This window comes from Bradyrhizobium valentinum, assembly GCF_001440405.1.
GTDB lineage: Bacteria > Pseudomonadota > Alphaproteobacteria > Rhizobiales > Xanthobacteraceae > Bradyrhizobium > Bradyrhizobium valentinum.
In genome coordinates, this window is the sequence record NZ_LLXX01000106.1 from 1 (window position 1) to 18,603 (window position 18,603).

The following is an 18,603-nucleotide window of genomic DNA, read 5'->3' on the forward strand; positions in this document are numbered from 1 at the left end:
GATCGTGCCGCCGACGTCATCGGTCAGCGTGCTTACGGTGTCGGTCACCGTCGCGAGCACCGGCTGCGCCTCGGCCGGCGCGATCGGGCCGCCCACGTCATCGGTCAGCGTGCTTACGGTGTCGCTCACCGTTGCGAGCACCGGCTGCACCGCCGTCTCGACCGGCGCGATCGTCCCGCCCATGTCGTCGGTCAGCGTGCCCACGCTGTCGCTCACCGTTGTGAGCACCGGCTGCGCCGCCGCCTCGACCGGCGCGATCGGGCCGCCCACGTTATGGGTCAGCGTGCCCACGGTGTCGGTCGCGAGCACCGGCTGCGCCTCGACCGGCGCAATCGTGCCGCCCACGTCATGGGTCAGCGTGCTTACGGTGTCGGTCACAGTTGTGAGCTCCGGCTGCGCCTCGACCGGCGCGATACCTCCCACCACGTCATTGCTGAGACTGCCGACAGCTCCAAGCAGGGGAGCGAAGCCGATCATCGACGGGCTGAAAGAGTAGCACGTTGGACTGAACGGATTCGAGCGTTGACCCTCCCTGCATTTGAGTGATTCCGAGGTGGGAATCCGCTGATAGCGGGTTGACGGAGCTATCTTCGATTGAGGTGTGAGCGTTATGATGGCGGGACTCGGCATCATCGCCGCCTCCGCCGCCCCCGCCCTCTCGGCGGCGACCGCCTCGTTGCGGGCGGGGCTCGGTTCGAGCGCATTGTCATGCGGCTGCGACAAAAGCCCCGTCGGATCGAGCTGGGCCGCAGGCGCCCCCGACGAGGCGGTGGGCCTTTTGATCGTCTCATCCTCTGCGCCCGTTTTCGAGGAATCGATCACCGGCGGATGGTCATTCGCCGCCTGCGGCGCGGCGCCTGCCTGAGCCATTTTGGCGACCTCCTGTTCGGCCGCAGCGGATTTGAAAATGCCGACAAAAAACTCTTCGCAGGCAATCGGCGGGGCAATGAAGAACGACCAGGTCAAGAAATTGAAAGAGCCGGATCGCTTGTCCGCACGCTGCACCCCAGCTTCGAAAATTTTCCGCTCTTGTTCGAACAGTTCGCGTTTTTCTACTTCGTTCATGACCGTCGCCTTTTTTTCTCGTTCGGATCAGCAACTACTCTCGCGCATTCCGTCTGTGAGTCTTTCGGTGCATCAGGCGTCCGTGTCGTGCGACGTGTCCGCTGGCACGTGGAAATGCCCTACGTCGACGTGATCCGTAGAACCCATCTGGCCGATGGCGTACTCGAGGGCGTCGTCAGACGACATCGAGGCGAGCGCGGCCTGCATGTCGCCCGAATGATCCGGACCATGCGCGCCGAAATCACCATGTGAGAAGTCGAACCTGGCCAGCGCTTCACCCGGGTTGCGATAGGTGTCGCCCTTGCTGCCGTCGTCGGACGGCTTGGGGTCGCAATAGTCCTTCTGCGGCTGGCAGTCGTCGTTCTTGGCGTCCTTCCAACCACCATCGTGCTTGGAGTAGTCCTCGCGACCCTTGCGATCGTCATTCCACTTGGAGTACTCGCCGCTGCCGCGATCGTCGAGCGTGGTTGGGTTGCCTTCCTCGCGGGGGACGCCGATTCCCGGAATCTTGACCAGTCCGAAAATGCTCGTGACCCAGCTCAGGATTGACATCGTTTCGCTCCTAGCTTGCGGTTTGCGACGGATCCATGCCTTGTCCGGATCACCGCGCCCTCACCCTAATGTCGCCGACGCGCCACGATGGATGCAGCGCGCAAAACAAATTCACGCCTTATTCGAGCTGCCGCCGCATGGCCACGAGTTCTCTTCGGATCCACGCCTTGACCGTTCCCACCGGAACCCGGAGGTATTGGGCGATTTCCTCATGCGTACGCCCGTCGATAATCGCCAGAAGCAGGCTCGCGCGGCGCTTTGGCTCGAGTTGATCGAGCATGGTCCGTAGGGTCATGCTGTCTGGGATGCGAGACGCGGGGTTCGAGACCGTCTGTTCCCGCTCGCAGACGGCGTTCAGCGTGTGGTCCTCGAGCGCGAGTTCCCGCCTGGCGTTCTTCTGCATCCTGAGTGCTGTGTGACGGACGATCGCGTAGATCCAGCCCCGCGCGGATCCGCGTGCAGGATCGAAGCTTTTGGCACATCGGAGAATTTGCGCGAATGCATCGTGGATGACGTCCTCCGAACGCGACCTGTCGTGGACGATCCGGTGCGCCACCGCGCGCAACTGGTCTTTCTCCCGGGCGTAGATCTCGCCGACGGCAGACCGAGATCCGGCGGCGCACTCGCTTAGCGCCGTTTCGTAATTCAGAGCCGTCTCGCAATTAAGATAGGTATCATCCTGCGCTGCGTCGGAGCGAGACTCTGCCTTTGTGAAGTCGGCTCCGTGGTGGGGCATGGTCGAAGTCACCCCTTCGTAACGCAGACGCAACTATTCCCGTGCAGCGAATACTGCTGGCTTGCATTTCCAGAACACTGATGGCTTGCATTTCCAGATAACTGGTGGCTTGCATTTCCTGATGCGAAATGAGCCGTTGGGGGAAATCAACTTTGATGCTGAAAATTGTTTCAATCTACGCCATCACAAAATCGTGACGCTTTCGTCAGGGCGCAGCCGGCGCTTAACACTTCATGCTCGCTTGCCACGCGAGTGATGCTCACTTGCCACGCGAGGCGCGGTGACCTGTCCAATCAGGCACGCCGTCGGCATGATTCTGATTTTGCATTTTGATTTTGCACCGGCGAGTAACACTTCATGCTCGCCTGCCACGCGAGTGATGCGCACTTGCCACGCGAGGCGCGGCGACCTGCCCAATCGCAGCACGCGAGCGACATGATTTTGATGTTGCGTCGGCGAGGGTTCCAGCCTCGCAGCACCGATCGACGATCCCGTCGACGGATTTCAGAAAGCGAATCTTGAGAGCCCGTCATGGCGCATGAAGGTCCAAGGTTTCCTAGTTCGGAGTCCGCGCCAAGAACTGGAAGTCGCTCGGAACCTTAAGGGGCTTGGCCACGCCATCTCGCTTGATCGAGGAGGAGTGGCGTGAGCACCCGCAGTGACCTTGATTGCGATCTCCTCGAGGTCACACGGCATCAATGAACGACAAGCGTTGACAGCGATCTTATCCTGTTTGAGGGCTGAGCACATGGATCTGCACGATGATACCATCGACGAACTGAGCGGCGACGGCACAATCATTATCAGCCAAGCGAAAGTGGGCGCTATCTACTATTGGCTCACGATAGTACCGGTGGCAGAACCTGTCGTCGCAGAAGGCTCCATCACTGGGCCCGAGGAGTTCATGAGGATGGTCATGAACGCGACTGGTTCGAAGTTGGTGCTGCAGGATGGTTATGTCTTAGCGCTCCAATGCGAAGCGGCGCTACGTGCTTTCGATGGGTGAAAGCTCTCGCGGACTGTGATCCGACAGAACAATGCAACGGCTCGGAGCGATGTCCTCAGAGTCTTGAATTGGGTGTTGGAGGGCCGCGCTTAGGTCCGCTCTGAAGCCGAACGGAATTGGTGACTCGTACCATCACCGTCGACAATGCTGACATTCAGTGTTTTCGCATTGTTCAAGTGCGGGTGAGGACTCCAAGCCATCGCTGGCCCCAATCAGAATGATTTAGATACGTCTCATTAATCCAGCCTGGACTTGTAGCTGGACACTCCAGCGCCGATCGCCGATCCGGTCGGCGGATTAAACGTGAATTGACGGCCCGTTGTCCCGCATGACGGCCATTGCTTTTCTCTGCTGGAGTGCGCGCTTGATCGAGCAGGAGTGGCGTGAGCGCTCGCAACGAGCTTGATTTCGATCTCTTCGACGTCAAGCGGTATCAGTGGACGGCAAGCGTTATGCCAGGAAAAGTTTACGCAGCGTTGCATCCAGATTGGCGGATTCAGACTAGAGGATACGTGGCACCGCTGGTACGGCGCCATCAACACCCAAGGAGAGCAAAAGGAGAGTAACATGCATGAACTGACCCACCCTGTTGAACTGCGCGACCAAGAACTCGATCTCGTAGCCGCCGGCAGCGGCAAGCACGACGGCAGGGACAAGTGTTGCGATGGCGACAACACACAATTCGGCTTGGTCAACGTCAACGACACGAACATCGGAGTCAACGTCCTCGGGATCCAGGTGCAATCTACGTAAAGGTGAGATGGGTGAGCGAACCGCTTCTCCATAGCGGGGGAGCGGTTCTCCACCGCATCATGCGATACCCATCCGCAGCCGTGGCGCGGCGTAGAGAATACTACGCGCAGCCTCAGATAGACGAATGAAAGCGTAGCAGCAAGGTGCGTCCATGGCGGCACGGCCAGCTCTATTTCGCCAGGAAGCAATCGACTTTCTGCATCAACGCCACAGCTGGGGCGAGGTCGTATCGCTGCAGCCGGTATCGAGCACGGTCCTTAGCTGGTCTCTTGCGGGAATTATTGTACTCATTTTGTGTTTTCTCTCTATCGCTCAATACGCGCGCAAGGAAACCGTAACCGGCTATCTAACGCCGACCTTCGGCACGGCTAAAATCTTCGTGCCGCAACAGGGCATCATCAAAGAGGTCCAGGTGACGGAGGGTCAGGACGTTGCGGAGGGCGAACCGCTCTTGACCATAGTCACTTCCCAAATCACCTCCAACGGCGACGACGTCAATGCTACCGTTCTCGCAGTGCTGACGCAGCAACGCGATGTGGTCGAGCGACAGATCGCGGCGGAAGAGCGCCGGACCGCCTCGGAACACGATCGCCTCGTTTCCACGATCAAAGGGATTGAGGGGGAGACTGCTCAGCTCGAGGATCAGCGAACCATCCAGAACGAGCGGCTGCAGCTTTCCGAGAGTTTTGTATCGACGGGCGCTACGCTAATCGCGAAGGGAGCATTGCCGGCCATCGAGCTGAAGCGCCGCGAGCAGGCCGCGCTTGAGCAAAGGCAGCACTTGGCGTCGCTCGATCAGCAGATCACCGTACGACGCACCCAATTGGCCGATGCCCGGCATACGCTCGAGCAGCTTCCGATCGTCGCCGCAGAGAGGGTTCGCGTACTGCGCGGCGATCTCTCCTGGATCGAACAGCGCATCGCCGAGGTGGACGGACGGCGGGCCTACGTTATCAAGGCGCCGACAAGTGGGCGCGTGTCCGCGCTGCATGCAAGTATCGGCCAGGTCGCTGATCCAAGGCATATGCAGCTCGAAATCATTCCGCTTGATTCGACCCTGCAGGCGCAGTTGTTCTTTCCGACGCGGGCGTTCGGATTCGTGCGCCCCGGCCAGCAGGTCAGGATACTTTACGATGCATTTCCCTATCAGAAATTCGGCACCTACCGCGGCAGCGTAACAAAAGTCTCTCAAACGATCCTGACCAGCAATGACGCTACCGGGCCGATCACCCTCAAAGAGCCAGCGTACCGCGTGACTGTGGCTCCCGAGCGGCCCGATATCGATGCCTATGGTCTCAAGATGCCGCTTCAGCCAGGCATGCTGCTCAAGGCCGACGTGATTCTTGAGCAGCGCTCGCTGATGCGGTGGCTGCTTGATCCGGTGTTGAGCGCAAGGATGTAGCCGCATGCAGGGACTGTTGAATTTCAGCGGACGTGGGTTCCTCCCGGTCATCAGGCAGACAGAGGCAGCGGAGTGCGGGCTGGCATGCCTTGCCATGGTAGCGTCCTATCATGGCTATCGAACTGACATGAATAGCCTGCGGCGTCGGTACGCAGTCTCGCTGAAAGGTGTCACTCTCCGCGACCTCATGGAGATAGCGGCTCACCTGGGCCTGACATGCCGGCCGCTGCGAATCGAGGTTGACCATCTGCGCCAACTGCGTCTCCCGGCTATCCTGCACTGGGATATGGATCATTTCGTTGTCCTGAAGGCGTGCAAGAAAAACGGGGTCGTGGTGCACGATCCGGCCGCCGGCGAGAAATGGTTTCCGATCACCGAAGCATCGAGACATCTCACCGGAGTCGTGCTTGAACTCTCACCCAGTGAAGAGTTCTGCTGCACAGACCAGAGAGTGCGATTACCGTTCTCAGCATTCTGGAGCGGACTGAGGGGAAACTCTCATGCCTTAACGCAAATATTGGTTCTCTCGGTGGTCATCGAGGTTCTTATCCTCGCCGCCCCTTTCTACATGCAGCTCACGGTTGACGAGGTCATTGCCAGAGGCGACGTCGATCTTCTGCTCGTACTTGGGCTTGGATTCGCGCTGCTCGTCCTGATCAAAGTCGCGTCGACCGCGACCCGCTCGTTCATTGTTCTTATTCTGCAGAACACGCTCAGCTTTCAGATCGGCGCCCGGCTGTTTCATCATCTGGTGCGTTTGCCACTCTCATTCTTCGAAAAGCGGCACATCGGCGACATCCTGTCGCGCTTCGGCTCGATCGAGCCCATCCGCAACATGCTCGCGGAGGGACTGATCACGGGCTTGATCGACGGTCTCATGTCGGTGTTGATGCTGGCATTGATGTTCGCCTACAGCGTCCAGCTCGGATTTGTCGTCCTGGTCGCGTTCGCGCTGTATGCCGCTTTGCGACTCGCTCTGTTCAGGATGTTCCGACAACGGAGCGAAGCGGCCATTCACAGCAAGGCACAGGAGAACTCCACCTTCATCGAAACCGTGCGGGCAGTGCAGAGCCTGAAGCTGCTCAACCGAGAGAACGAGCGGGAGAGCCATTGGCTGAACCGCTATGCTGAGTACGTAAATGCCAACGTGCGGCTAGGCCGGGCGAGGATCAGCTTCAAAGCCATCAACGACACGATATACGGCCTGGAGAACGTAATCACAATCTACCTCGCCGCTCGCCTTGCGCTAGACAACCTTATCACGGTTGGCATGATATTCGCGTTCGTCAGCTACAAGCTGCAGTTCGCCGAACGGACAGCGCTGCTAATCGAGAAGCTGGTGGACCTGCGCATTCTCGGACTGCACCTGGAGCGCCTCGCCGATATTGCGCTCACCCCCCTAGAGCGGGGGCACGATCAGGATCTGTCGTATGTGCGACCGATCCATGGCTCGATCGAACTGCGCAATGTGTGCTTCCGCTATGCAGAAGCAGAGCCTCTGATTCTTAACAACGTCAATCTGTGCGTTGCTCCGGGACAATTCGCTACGATCATGGGACGTTCCGGCTGCGGCAAGACAACTCTAGTCAAGATTATGCTTGGGCTGCTCGAGCCAACGAGCGGGGAGGTCCTGATCGACGGCCTTCCGCTAGGCCAGATCGGACCGCGCGTTTATCGCGAACACATCGGCGCGGTGATGCAGGAGGATCAATTGCTGTCAGGATCTATTGCCGACAACATCTGCTTTTTTGAGACAACATTCGATCGGCAGTGGATGATCGAGTGTGCGCAGATTGCCGGCATCCACCACGATATCATGGCAATGCCGATGAGCTACAATAGCCTCATCGGGGACATGGGAAGCTCATTATCTAGCGGGCAGAAACAGCGAGTACTGCTTGCGCGCGCGCTCTATCGCCGACCAAAGATCCTGTTTCTGGACGAGGGCACAGCACATCTGGACACCGAAAAGGAAAAAGAAATCAATGCCAATCTCCAGCATTTAAATATGACTCGTGTAAGTATAGCACACCGACCCGAAATCACCCATGGAGCGGATATGATCATCCATCTTGCCCCGGCGGCCGGGCCGCTCCAGGTCGGAGTTACAAGCCGCACACCAGCAGCGGCGCCTGCGCGCGATGCTGGTGTCACCGGGTTTGCCGCCGAAGGTGCGAAATCGGCCGAGGCCGCGTCGGGCCACGACGACTGTTCCGATGGCGGCCGCAAGGGCGATTATTCGAAGCATGCCGGGAAGGACGACTACTCGAAAGACGGCAAGGGCGACTACTCCAAGCATGATGGAGACTGGAAGGACGGCAAGAACGACGACTGCCAGCCGCAGAAGGACTATTGCGATCCCAAGCCGTTCGACGACTGCCGCAAGGGCGACACCTATCGTAACCCGGGTGAAGCGCTGGCCAGAATCGACTTCTCACGGTGATTTCGGCTCGCATGGTCCGTATCATTCGGACGACATGCAGGACTCAGCTCTCTGTCGCTATGCAGGTCCCTTAGCTTGCGCATGTAGTAGCCCTGCCGCTCAGGCGCTGACCTAATATCGTCGCTGACTTTGATTACCCTCTTGCTGCTCTTGCGCCATTTTCCCTGCGCCGCAATGGGCGGCATCGGAAATCCCTTCTTCACAACGAGCAGATCACGTTTGGTGTTGAACTACACGTCCATGTGCCTCTCTCCCTAAGCAAATGAGCTTGTCGCCTGCGAGCAATGCACGGGCTACCAAAATGCAACACCGACTGCTCAGTGCATGGCGGGACTGCAGGTCCGTATCGGCGGATCGCCAGCAACAACCAACCGGTGGCAGGGCCGCTTGGCGGAACTCACCAGCGGTCCTGCGGGCTGGCGTCGAACTGGTCCCCCGATCACCTGCGACGCCGCGTCAAGGGTTCGACTTACCTTTACCGGCGAGGCACGTTAAGGTACGCAGAAGTATCCTATCCAAGAAGGAACAGGATGAAAGTGGAGTTAGCGTTGGCGCAGCGCAGACATTCCTACCAAAGACTTTCCAAGAGAGCTGCGTGTTCTTCTGACGCAGGAAGTCTCTCGTGATGGGACGTCCGGCGAGCGCCGGTAATCGTCTTCTCACCGCGTTGCCGCTGGCTGACCTCGCGCTGCTCGCCCCTCATCTCCGGAAGGTGTCGCTCGAACAGGACGCCGTCGTGATACGAGCGGGAGATCGACGCCACCATGTTACTTTCCCCATAGCGGGGCCATCTCCTTCATGCTCGGCCTTCCGAGCGGAGAAACGATCGCAACCGCGGTAATCGGGCGCGAGCGAGCGATCGGCGCATTATCAGTGCTGGGACCATCTTTCTTGTCGTCCTTGACCGCGGTCGTGCGGGTGGGCGGCACCACATCGCAAATCTCCGTGTCGCGCTTTCATGCAGCCTACATGGAGAGCGGCGCCATCCGACATTTGGTCGAGGCGCACACGAGGTCTATACTCATGCAGTTCCAGCACGTCTCAGCCTGCAACGGGTTGCACTCGGTCGAGGCCCGCATGGCCAGGTGGCTGCTTCACCTGCACGATCGAACCGAGAACAACACATCCTATCGTTAACGCAGGGAGCGCTTTCGCAGTTGCTCGGGGTGCGACGAACGACCGCGACGCAGGTAATTGCCAAACTCCGCGCCTTAGGTGCCATCAGATCCGCTCGGCGGGGCTTGGTCGAAATCGACAGGGCGCGGCTCGAGGAGGCCACCTGTGAATGCTACGACATCATACGTTGTGCAACCGATCGGATCGTCCCGCATGAAGCCGTCGGGTCGCGCCCGATTTTTTTTGCGCCGGCCGACAAACTCCACGGTGCATGATCGTTTCAACCTGCCATAACCGCCTACGGACGGCGACGAGGACGCGCAAGAAATCGCAAGCTCCGGATCTGCTGGTTGCTACTGCTACGGCATTCGTTCCGAACGGGCGGTTGAGCGCCCTCCCTGTACAGACCGGAGAGCAGCTTAAGTGCTGCACCGCAGGGCAATAGGTGGCACGGCGCTGGGCTTCCGGCCGTGCTAGTGTGCCAACGGAGACCCGTCACCAGCATCGCCGGAGTGGCTCAATATATTCGCTAGTGCACTACACGAAGAAAATAGTAGCTGATGCCACCGAGCACGAGGACCGTAGGGATGGCCCACAGAATGAATACGGGCATGGTTTCCTTCCTCTTCAAATGAAGAACGGAGGAGGTGAGGGTTGCATTCCAGGATCTGGAGAATTGGAACTCCGGAAAAACTTCATTGCAGCCATCCAAGAACGTGAGACCGGCCCGGTGCTTAAATCTCTTCTGAGCAGCCGCGACGAGCTGCTTCTTTCGAGGATGGATGTCACGGCCGCGCACATGACCGAACGTGCCGATTTGCAGTCTCTGTTCGATCATCATCAATCAGAGCCCGATCGTCGCAGGACAAAGCTGAGTTTGAGATTGAAATAGGCGCGGTCTGCTTGCTAGCCCCGTATTGAATGAAGCGTTGCCCAGCTACCCACATGCTCGTAGCGAATGCGACTGTGACGGTCGCGCTCGCGCACTGCATCGTCCATCCCGCCAGTTAGTCACGAAGGTCTACCAATTTGAGATATTCGCCATTGACGCGGCTCGCGGCGTGACCGGCCACCACTGCAGCGGCCGTCGAGATAACGACCAAAGTCAATGCGGCAAATATGATGCCAATCAATTTCAAAGCGCGCTTGTCTGCCATCGGGAAGCATCCTTCGTCGGCCGAGAAAAACCCGGTCGGCGTTCCGACTCGGGCCTTTCCCTCCCTCTGGTAATTCCGCTTACTGAACAACACGAAGGAAATATCCGAGACCGTCAACAACGATCACGCTCGGGATGGCCCAAAGCAGCAGAACTGGCATTTACGCCTCCTCCTCATTGGCTGCCCTCATCAGATAAACGCAGGTCTATTGCCACTTGTTCCCGCTGCGAGTTCCGGTGGTATGATGCTTTGCCGAAAGCCGAGGAATAGGCAGATGCCCATTTATCGCCTGTTACAAAATATGCCGATTGGACCGGAAGAGATCGGCCGCTTGACAACCGCCTATGAGCAAGCATTGCGCGCCATCGGCATCGTTGACAGGGGCGATCCGCTGGCCGAACTTCTCGCCAGGAATCATCGAAGTCGCACAGACTGGCATCCGCGAGCCCGCCGACATCTCTGCTTAGGCGATCAAGGAAATCGGCATCCCAACAAAGAAGTCTTCATGTCGCGCCAACCTCGTTGATCGTCACCAGGAAGCGCTTCTCCTTGGCCACGTCCCGAGTGATCTCGACCGATTGCACGATACCTGTGAAGGACGCGAAGCCGCCGCTCAGATCCAAGCCGGAAATGCTGATAGCCTGTCCTGTCCGCCGCGAGTGATTGCAGCGGCGGGCCGAACGTGCGTTGTCGTCGCCTAAATAGATTTGCCGAATCAGGCACGTGATCCCAGCACCAGTAGAACGCACTGTAACCAATCGAGCAGCTGGGCCCGAAATCTAGTTTGAGATTACAAAGATACTAGAGATTACGAAAACATACTTTGAGATTTACAAAGAGAAGGGCCTCAGCGACACCGCTGAGGCCCTTCTTGGGCTGAGGTATCGCACCCTGGTGGGACACGGTGCGACATTGCTTCAACCCACCACTCTTAATTCGCGTTCCTCACAGCCGAGCCGACGCTCGGCTGCTGCCGACCTTCCTGACCGCCTTAGTGCGCCATCTTGAACTCCGCGATCTTCCGCCCGCCGTCCCATAGTTCTACGTCGTGACCGTCCACGAGCAATTTGGCGCGCTCTTTGGCTGCTTCGTCATCGTCGCATTCAATGTCCACGCGACGGACGATATGGCCGTTCCAGCCGATCATGTAAGCTCGATAGGCGTGCATGGGTGCACCTTTCTTACCTCGGCGATTGCAGCTCAGGCGACCGCAGCCGATCGTTGATGCGGCTCGCTGTGTCTAATTGCCTGACCTTCGTAGCAAGCGCTTCATGCTCAGGCCCGTGCGGAGTGCCAGCCTGCTTCTCTTCTATTCTGGCTTTTTCGGCTGCGATTCGATCTTCAAAAGAGTGAGCTTTGGAGCGGACGCGGCGCTGCATGACTACCTCTCTCGATTAGGGTCCTTCGATTAGGGGTCCAAGACCGTTGTTCAACTGAGAACGCCGAGATCAACGAACGGATCCAGCATTCCGTCTGGTAGCCGACTCTAAAAGTTGAATTTGGGGTCGGAAGAAGGCGGAACGAGCTTAGCACTTGCGCATTCAATCTCCGTGCCGGTCCACCCCCGGCACATTCCCGTGACAGCGGCCTCGGTCCCCCCCCCCGCCGAGGCCGTTTCAGTTCGACAGGCTCAACGCCGGCCGCCGGCTCGCGCCTTTTTCCCGGCCTTCTTCTCGACCCGCACGCCCTTGAATTTTCTCGCGCCGCTTTTCTTCTTCGCTAGTTTTTTCAGCGCCATAAACTCTCCGGACTTTCTGCTCCGCTTGGTCCATGCCGTCTCGCCACCCAACTTCGTCTTCACTTGGGATCGTTTCTTCACCGCACCCTTCCTGGCGTTGTCGCCTACCGGTTTATTGATTGCCACGCTCATCCTCCCGTTGCTTTACATCTGGTGTCGAGGGAGAATCCTTGTTGCTTCCGAATGTTCCCGGGCACTGGAGCAGCATAGCAATTCAGGAACGAATCCGACCCGGCGTATTTGAAACGATCTATTTTTGCTGAGTTGGAGTTTTTGGCGTGGCGTTTCAGCGCGAGAAGCCGGCGGCGATCGGCGTGAAGGCGCCCTTCCCCGGATTCCTCGAGCCAGCGCTGGCTACGTCGATCGAGAAGGTGCCGTCCGGCGAATCGCTGGATCCATGAGATCAAGTTCGACGGCTACCGCGTCCAGATCCATATCCACAATGACGCGATCAAGGTTTTCACCCGGCGCGGCAATGATTGGACCAGGCGTTTTAGCAAAGTCGCGGCCGATGCCTATCTGATCAACGCAGTTAGCGCGATCATCGACGGCGAGGTGGTGGCACCGGCCGCCGATGGCACCACGGATTTCTCGGTGCTGCAGAACGAGCTGCGCGGCAAGTCAACACGGATAGTCATGGTTGCTTTCGACCTGATCTATCTCAACGGCCAGGACCTGCGGAAGCTGCCGCTGATCGAGCGCAAGGCGCATCTTAAAAAGTTAATCGAGAAGACGACGATCCAGTTCAGCGAAAGTTTCGAGGTCGGTGGCAAAGAGTGTTCGCGCACGCCTGCAAGGTCGGCCTCGAAGGCGTCGTCTCCAAAGTCCGCGACAGCCGCTACCCATGGGCCGGGACTGCTTCAAGAAAACCTGCGCCCAGCGCGAGACGCTGACCATCGCGGGCTTTGCCCTCGACGGCAACGACTGGGACGGCATCTATGTCGGGCGCCACAAGGGCGAAGACCTGATCTATGCCGGCAAGGTCGATCACGGCTTCGACAAGCAATCATCCGCCGAGCTGCGCAAGCGCCTGATGCCACTGATCCGAAAAATCCAGCCCTATATCAAGCGGATCGCGCACACGGACATCTGGGTTGAGCCGGAATTGCTCGCCGAAATCGAGTACCGAGCCAAATCTGGTGAGGGCAAGGTGCGCCATCCCTTCTTCAGAGGCCTACGGGAGGACCTTTGATGGACGATTTCGATCGCTTCTGGGAATGAGCAAACAAGCCGCTCGACAGCGGGCTGACGATCCCGGCCGATATTATCACGCGGTCACATCGCTACCGCCGGAAGCGCGGCGCGACCGCGCCAAGGTCAATGAGGCCCTGCGCATGGTACAAGAGACCGCCGGCGGAAATTCCGCGCTACGCCGGCCGTAACTCGGTCAGTACGGACGCTGATATGTGGCTGCTGGTCGCAACATTGGCGTGGAACATCCGCGAGCGAGGGCCATTGTCCTGTTCGCTTAGCTGGGGCGCTACCGGAGGAACGAATTCATGGCATACCAACCCAATCCGAACGATCCCCATCGTGCGGGCCGGAGTGATGAGGACATGCGGCGTCGCGATAATGAGCTGCAAGCCGATCCCCAGCTCGCCGAAGGTCCCGCCAGCGGCACCAGGATCGCAATGTACGCCATCGCCATCGCAGTTGTGCTGGGTGTCGTGTTCTACGGCCTGAATAACAACAGCGTGGACCAGGCGGGCACCACGCCGCCCAGTGAAACCGCGCAGCAGACCCAGCCGGCCACCCCTGCGGGGCCTTCGGACAAAACCAATACCGAGCCCGGCACGACCACGGGCGCGGCGACGACCAACCGTCCGACGCCGCCGTCTCCGAACCCCACAGGTACGGAAGTCGATCGCAGCAAACAGTAAAGGTCAATAAAAATGGCCCCAGCGCGAGGCATGCGCTGAGGCCATTTCAAGTTTACCTTCCTAACAGCCGGATTAGGGTAGTGGGTACCCAATCTGGCATTCTGATAAAAGCGGGAAAAGATGGCAACGTCTGCCCAATAGTGAACAGAACGCCGAAGGTCGTGAGCCCGAGCCCTGCGTCGGGACTGTTCTTAGGAACCTGCACCATTGCTGAGAGTCGAATTCATCGCTCCGCAGGATCGTCGAGACCAACCGGAAGAAAGTGGCGGTCCTCCGTGCTGAGGCCGTTTCTCATTCAGTGCGATCAAAATACGCTCTACCACAACTTCAAAATATTTTGGTTCAAGTCACGGGCTGACGTATGCAATGGTCCGCGAGCGCGGACTGACGCCCTCGCCGACCAGTCGACCGTGGTTCCCGAATCACGATCGGCGTCTTGTCACCACCATCGTCCCGACCTGCGGCGATATCCGATAGCCAGGACTTCGCCACTCGCGAGGCGGTACCGCCGCCGGTGATCATGTTGGCGAAGTCCGAGCACCACAACCGAGACGGCAGGCCCAGCGAAGGGCCAGTGCGACCGATATATGCTCTCGCCCGCTCAACCAGCGCCGACACTGCCCCGTCAAATGACTCCTGCGCCGCCACAGAGCGCCGCTGGTGAATCCGCGGCGCTCCCTGACGTTCGGTTACCCGTCGTGGCGCGAAGTTCTCGAACCGACCTCTTTTGCGTCGGGCTGGAACGGCTTGTGGATCACTTTCTTCATCGCACGGCGGTTGCATCGGCGAGGGCAAATACCTTATCAACATTCGAATGCCCGAGAGGGGCCGGTCTGGCAGAATATCTGTCTCCTCCGCCCTCCTTCACGAAGGCTGTGCTCACCTCTCTCCTGTGAATTCGCGATCTATCCAAAACCCACAGATCAATCGTCACAATGAAGCGCTTGTTCCATTAGCCTGACCGCGAGGTGGACCGCGCCTGCCGCAGGAACCACCGTTCCTCCCCGCAGTTGACCAGCATCACCACCGTAATTCTATCGGAGGAGAATATGGGACTCTTTTCTAAAGACATCCGGAGCATGGATGATCTGCTGCTGCATGGCCTGCACGATATCTACTATGCCGAACAAGAGATCACCGAGGCGCTGCCAAAGATGATCGATCAAGCGACCAACCGCGATCTGGCGCAAGGCCTCAAGAACCATCTCGAGGAAACCAACAGGCAGATCGAGCGCCTCGACCAGGTCTTCAAGAAGCTCGGCACGACTCCGCAATCCACCGACTGTCCGGCGATCGATGGCCTAATTAGGGAGGCCGACAACACGGCGGGCGAAATCGAGGACAAGTCCGTGTTGGACGCCGCGATCATCGCCAGCGCACAGGCCGTCGAGCACTATGAGATCGCGCGCTACGGCACCTTGATCGCCTGGGCCGAAGAGCTCGGCCACGACGATATCGTTCGCTTCCTCACCACTAATCTCAACGAGGAGAAGGCGGCCAACACCAAGCTCAACACGGTGGCCCTGCGAAAAGGCGTCAACCGCAAGGCCGCCAGCTGATGGAGACTCTCATGAGACGTACAATGATAGCAACCGCATGCATATTGGTGGCAGCGCCGGCGTTTGCCCAATCGGTTGGCGAGAAGATCGGCATCAATTCCATGCTTGGCGTGAGCCCCTCGACTGCGGATTTCGTTAAGGAGGCCGCGCTTTCCGACATGTTTGAGATCGAGGCCAGCAAGCTCGCTCAGCTGAAAGGCAACGCGGCGGAAAAGACCTTCGCCTCCCAGATGGTGACGGATCACACCAAGACCAGCACGGAGTTGAAGGGCCTGGTGTCCAGCGGCAAGGTGAAGGCCGAATTGCCCACGGCCCTTGACAGCTCGCGCCAGAGCAAGATCGACAAGCTCAAAGGCGCTGGCGGCAACGACTTCAGCTCCGAGTTCAACTCGATGCAGGCGCCCACAAGGAGGCCGTCGACCTGTTCGATCGCTATGCCAAGGGCGGCGACAATGCCGACCTGAAGAACTGGACCGGCGAGACTCTGCCCGCGCTCAAGCATCACCTGGAAATGGCGCAGGACCTCGATAAGAAGCCGGCCCCGACGGTCGGCGAAGGCAAGAAGTAGCCGCGACGCGGGGCCGCAAAGCTCGCGGCCCTCAATACCCGCTTAGAACTGCCGGAGGCGCTCCATGTCCCAGACGGTTGGTGATTTCCTTGTGCCGTGCGCCTCGTATTCGGCTACCTTGGCGATGGGATCAACGGCGTGTTCGGCGCGCTAAATCGCGCCGACGGCAAGCTGCAATTCATCCAGGCCCGCCACGAGGAAATGGCGGCCTTCATGGCTTCGGCCTACGCCAAGTTCTCCGGCGAACTCGGCGTCTGCATTGCAACTTCGGGACCCGGCGCATCGCATCTCACGACGGGACTTTACGACGCCTTGCTCGATCACCAGCCAGTGCTGGCCATCGTCGGGCAGCAGTCCCGCAACGCGCTCGGCGGCGAGTACCAGCAGGAGCTCGATCTCGTCTCCATGCTAAAGGACGTGGCGAGCGCCTATGTGGTGCAGGCCTCCGCGCCGTCGCAAGTCAGGCATCTCATCGACCGGGCCGTCCGCATCGCGCTATCGCACCGGACCGTCACTGCCATTGTGCTCCCGAACGATTTGCAGGATGAACCTTACGAAGATCCACCGAACGCCCACGGCACCCTGCGATCCGGAACGGGCTACAGCGCGCCCAAGATCGTGCCGCAACCCGCCGACCTGGAGCGTGCGGCTGTGTGCTCAACGCTGGAAGCAAGGTCGCCATGCTGGTTGGCGCCGGCGCACTGGGCGCGGGCAATGAGGTCGCCGCGGTGGCAAACCGCCTATCAGCCGGATGCGCCAAAGCCCTGCTCGGAAAGGCCGTCTTGTCCGACAACCTGCCCTGGGTGACTGGTGCAATTGGCCTTTTGGGGACGGAGCCGAGCTACCGGCTGATGAATGAATGCGAGACGCTCCTGATGGTAGGCTCGGCTTTTCCCTATTCCGAGTTCCTGCCAAAGGAAGGCAGCGCGCGCGGCGTCCAGATCGATATCGACGCCGGCATGCTCTCGATCCGTTACCCGATGGAGGTGAACCTCGTCGGCGACGCCGCAGAGACCCTCAGGCTGCTGCTGCCCAAACTTGAGCAAAAATCCGCCGGCGAATGGCGCAAGGGAATCGCGGATGGTATCCAGTAGTGGTGGAAGGACCTCGACGACCGCGCCCATCTGCCTGCATCGCCGGTGAACCCGCAACTTGTCACTTGGGAGCTGTCACCGCGCCTTCCCGACCGCGCCGTCATCACGAGCGACTCGGGCGCGTGCGCCAACTGGTTTGCTCGTGATATCCGCATTCGCGACGATATGAAGGCGTCATTGTCGGGTGGCCTTGCCTCCATGGGCGCTGCCGTTCCTTATGCCATCGCCGCGAAATACGCTTTTCCGGAACGACCGGTCATCGCGCTGGTCGGCGATGGCGCCATGCAGATGAACAACATGGCCGAACTGATTACCGTCGCCAAGTACTGGCGGGATTGGGCGGACCACCGCTGGATCGTTTGCGTGTTCAACAATGAAGACCTCAACCAAGTGACCTGGGAACAGCGGATCATCAATGGTGATCCCAAATTCGAGGCTTCGCAGCGCATCCCGAACATCTCCTATTCCCGCTTTGCCGAGATGATCGGCCTGCGCGGCATCTTTGTCGACAATCCCGAGCTTGTGGGACCTGCGTGGGATCAGGCGCTGGCAAGTGACCTGCCGGTGGTGCTCGAAGTCAAGACCGATCCGGAAGTGATGCCATTGCCGCCCCACGTCACGTTCCAGCAAGCGAGGAATTTTATGATGGCCCTCGCAAAGGGCGATCCTGAGCGAACAAGCATGATGCGGGGCGCCGCCCGGCAGGTTCTGGAGACAGTTTTGCCGGCGCGGGACTAGAAGTCTTGATCTGTTTCAGCTGCCCGGCGGCAGCAGCGGCGGCTCGTCATAGCCCTTCCGGTGACTGTAGAAGAGCAGCGCCGTCAGCCCTGCGCCGACGCCCGGCGACAGAGCAATTCCATGATAAGCGCCACGAATAATACGCAGACTTTCCGGTGCCATGACAATTTACCGGCTATGTGAGCTGGCCGTTCAGCGCTCCACTTTTGTTGCGCCTAGTCAACGAGCGAACTTCCGAAACAGCTTAATCGCGCACGAAGTTAGCGCCGACCCTTGATGTCTCCACGTGGAGTCCTCATCGCTCCGCGTCACACAAACGGCGTGGGCCACCGCCATACGGCTGATAGCTGCAGTCCCTCTGGTCGAACGATCGGTAGCGGCGGGAGCACACATCTACGTTGCAGGAGGGGTTGCTCGTAAGTTGAGCCCTGGTCTCGGCGGTTATCGCCGCCGACTGCGGCGGGATCGCGCACACTTTTCGCGGGCCCCGGCGCGGTTGGTACGTGCAATCGGACGCGCGGAAGCCGTCGTAGGCATTCGCGCACATCTCGACATCACATTGAACCGGATCCGCGCTGCCTTGGCGTTCCGTAGCCGAGCTCCCCTCCGGTGCGGTAACCGGCGCGGGCTCCACGGCGGCAACGCGCGGTCCGGTTTTCTGCGCGACCGCGCCCGCCGCTTCCACAAAACGGCTCCAGATTTGCACCGGTAAGGATCCTCCCGTGACGCCCCGCATCGGAGACTGGTCGTCGTTGCCGACCCACACGCCAACGACAAGCGTTTCGTTGAAACCGAT

The 18,603-nt window shown here is 59.3% G+C and carries 17 protein-coding genes and 3 pseudogenes; 12 read left to right on the top strand and 8 right to left on the bottom strand.

Translation table 11 applies throughout. The features are described from left to right. The 3 genes from CP49_RS16245 to CP49_RS16255 form a co-directional block, all read right to left on the bottom strand. Positions 1–1,065, bottom strand: a 1,065-nt coding sequence (locus CP49_RS16245) for a collagen-like triple helix repeat-containing protein (RefSeq protein WP_197423129.1), incomplete at its 3' end; no start/stop codon positions are given. A gap of 72 nt (positions 1,066–1,137) precedes the next feature. After that, positions 1,138–1,617: a hypothetical protein gene (locus tag CP49_RS16250; RefSeq protein ID WP_057851236.1), complete on the bottom strand. Its 480-nt coding sequence runs from the start codon at positions 1,615–1,617 to the stop codon at positions 1,138–1,140. Positions 1,618–1,735: 118 nt separating this feature from the next. Beyond that, the gene (locus CP49_RS16255; protein ID WP_245310711.1) at positions 1,736–2,386 is read right to left on the bottom strand and encodes a sigma-70 family RNA polymerase sigma factor; all 651 of its coding nucleotides are present in this window, start codon (positions 2,384–2,386) and stop codon (positions 1,736–1,738) included. Positions 2,387–3,101: 715 nt separating this feature from the next. Here CP49_RS16255 and CP49_RS16260 point away from each other — a divergent pair. From CP49_RS16260 to CP49_RS44690, 6 genes are all read left to right on the top strand, one after another. Beyond that, positions 3,102–3,359: a hypothetical protein gene (locus tag CP49_RS16260; RefSeq protein ID WP_057851237.1), complete on the top strand. Its 258-nt coding sequence runs from the start codon at positions 3,102–3,104 to the stop codon at positions 3,357–3,359. Positions 3,360–3,926: 567 nt separating this feature from the next. After that, a complete protein-coding gene (locus CP49_RS16265; RefSeq protein WP_057851238.1) occupies positions 3,927–4,112 on the top strand; it encodes a hypothetical protein in 186 nt (61 codons plus the stop codon). Positions 4,113–4,263: 151 nt separating this feature from the next. Next, positions 4,264–5,514, top strand: coding sequence for a beta-barrel domain-containing protein (locus CP49_RS16270; protein ID WP_057851239.1), 1,251 nt, complete (start codon positions 4,264–4,266; stop codon positions 5,512–5,514). 4 nt (positions 5,515–5,518) lie between these two features. Beyond that, positions 5,519–7,957 carry a peptidase domain-containing ABC transporter gene (locus CP49_RS16275; RefSeq protein ID WP_057851240.1) on the top strand — a complete coding sequence of 813 codons (2,439 nt, stop codon included), beginning with the start codon at positions 5,519–5,521 and terminating at the stop codon, positions 7,955–7,957. 1,166 nt (positions 7,958–9,123) lie between these two features. Next, the gene (locus tag CP49_RS47370; RefSeq protein WP_245310712.1) at positions 9,124–9,348 is read left to right on the top strand and encodes a hypothetical protein; all 225 of its coding nucleotides are present in this window, start codon (positions 9,124–9,126) and stop codon (positions 9,346–9,348) included. Between the two features lie 401 nt (positions 9,349–9,749). Continuing rightward, positions 9,750–9,965: a hypothetical protein gene (locus tag CP49_RS44690; RefSeq protein WP_156438475.1), complete on the top strand. Its 216-nt coding sequence runs from the start codon at positions 9,750–9,752 to the stop codon at positions 9,963–9,965. 115 nt (positions 9,966–10,080) lie between these two features. On the opposite strand, the gene CP49_RS44695 is transcribed toward CP49_RS44690, so the two are convergent. Then, positions 10,081–10,230: a hypothetical protein gene (locus tag CP49_RS44695; protein WP_156438476.1), complete on the bottom strand. Its 150-nt coding sequence runs from the start codon at positions 10,228–10,230 to the stop codon at positions 10,081–10,083. Between the two features lie 274 nt (positions 10,231–10,504). Between CP49_RS44695 and CP49_RS42850 the strand changes: the two genes are divergently transcribed. Continuing rightward, positions 10,505–10,756: a hypothetical protein gene (locus CP49_RS42850; RefSeq protein WP_245310713.1), complete on the top strand. Its 252-nt coding sequence runs from the start codon at positions 10,505–10,507 to the stop codon at positions 10,754–10,756. Between the two features lie 465 nt (positions 10,757–11,221). On the opposite strand, the gene CP49_RS46060 is transcribed toward CP49_RS42850, so the two are convergent. Continuing rightward, on the bottom strand, positions 11,222–11,377 hold the full coding sequence (locus CP49_RS46060) for a hypothetical protein (protein WP_197423132.1): 156 nt from the start codon (positions 11,375–11,377) through the stop codon (positions 11,222–11,224). A 483-nt stretch (positions 11,378–11,860) separates the two neighbouring features. Further along, positions 11,861–12,100 (bottom strand): hypothetical protein, encoded by a 240-nt coding sequence (locus CP49_RS16295; RefSeq protein WP_245310714.1) that lies wholly within the window; start codon positions 12,098–12,100, stop codon positions 11,861–11,863. A 146-nt stretch (positions 12,101–12,246) separates the two neighbouring features. Between CP49_RS16295 and ligD the strand changes: the two are divergent. The 5 genes and pseudogenes from ligD (at position 12,247) to CP49_RS16320 (ending at position 17,807) form a co-directional block, all read left to right on the top strand. After that, positions 12,247–13,160: pseudogene (gene ligD / locus CP49_RS16300) on the top strand (non-homologous end-joining DNA ligase). Positions 13,161–13,467: 307 nt separating this feature from the next. Next, positions 13,468–13,848, top strand: coding sequence for a hypothetical protein (locus CP49_RS16305; RefSeq protein ID WP_057851243.1), 381 nt, complete (start codon positions 13,468–13,470; stop codon positions 13,846–13,848). A gap of 1,049 nt (positions 13,849–14,897) precedes the next feature. Continuing rightward, positions 14,898–15,407, top strand: coding sequence for a YciE/YciF ferroxidase family protein (locus tag CP49_RS16310; RefSeq protein WP_057851244.1), 510 nt, complete (start codon positions 14,898–14,900; stop codon positions 15,405–15,407). A gap of 11 nt (positions 15,408–15,418) precedes the next feature. Beyond that, positions 15,419–15,975, top strand: a pseudogene (locus CP49_RS16315) (DUF4142 domain-containing protein). A gap of 64 nt (positions 15,976–16,039) precedes the next feature. Beyond that, positions 16,040–17,807, top strand: a pseudogene (locus CP49_RS16320) (thiamine pyrophosphate-requiring protein). Between the two features lie 15 nt (positions 17,808–17,822). Here the strand turns inward: CP49_RS16320 and CP49_RS44700 are convergent. Together CP49_RS44700 and CP49_RS47375 are read right to left on the bottom strand one after the other, a co-directional pair. Continuing rightward, on the bottom strand, positions 17,823–17,969 hold the full coding sequence (locus CP49_RS44700; RefSeq protein WP_156438477.1) for a hypothetical protein: 147 nt from the start codon (positions 17,967–17,969) through the stop codon (positions 17,823–17,825). 133 nt (positions 17,970–18,102) lie between these two features. Next, the coding region (locus CP49_RS47375; RefSeq protein WP_245310715.1) for a BA14K family protein at positions 18,103–18,603 on the bottom strand (501 nt) is incomplete at its 5' end.